The sequence below is a fragment of the Dietzia sp. IBK-p2-16D genome, assembly GCF_057773085.1.
Window position 1 is genome coordinate 1 of sequence record NZ_JBYMTL010000092.1, and the last position, 255, is coordinate 255.

Annotated in this window: 1 pseudogene; it reads right to left on the reverse strand. The window is 68.6% G+C overall.

Going from position 1 to position 255, the window contains the following annotated elements:
- A pseudogene (locus AC3DE3_RS17485) lies at positions 1 to 255 on the reverse strand (IS21 family transposase); the annotation flags it as partial.

A 255-nucleotide genomic window follows, 5' to 3' on the forward strand; every position in this document is an offset into this window, starting at 1 on the left:
GCACGATGTCGACCTGCCGCTCGACCCGCCCTTTCCCGGTGGGCCGGTACGCGGCCAGCACGTCGATGTCGAAGCCGTAGTGCCCGGCGAATGCGGTGGCCGCGGCCGTGACCGGAACGGCCTTACCAGGGGCCACATGGCGACGCACCACGGTCTTGAGTCGGTCGTAGACGATCGCCGCTGGCACCCCGCCGAAGTGGGCGAACGCCCGCCTGTGGCAGTCGAAGAACGTTGCGGCATCCATTGAGGTCACGA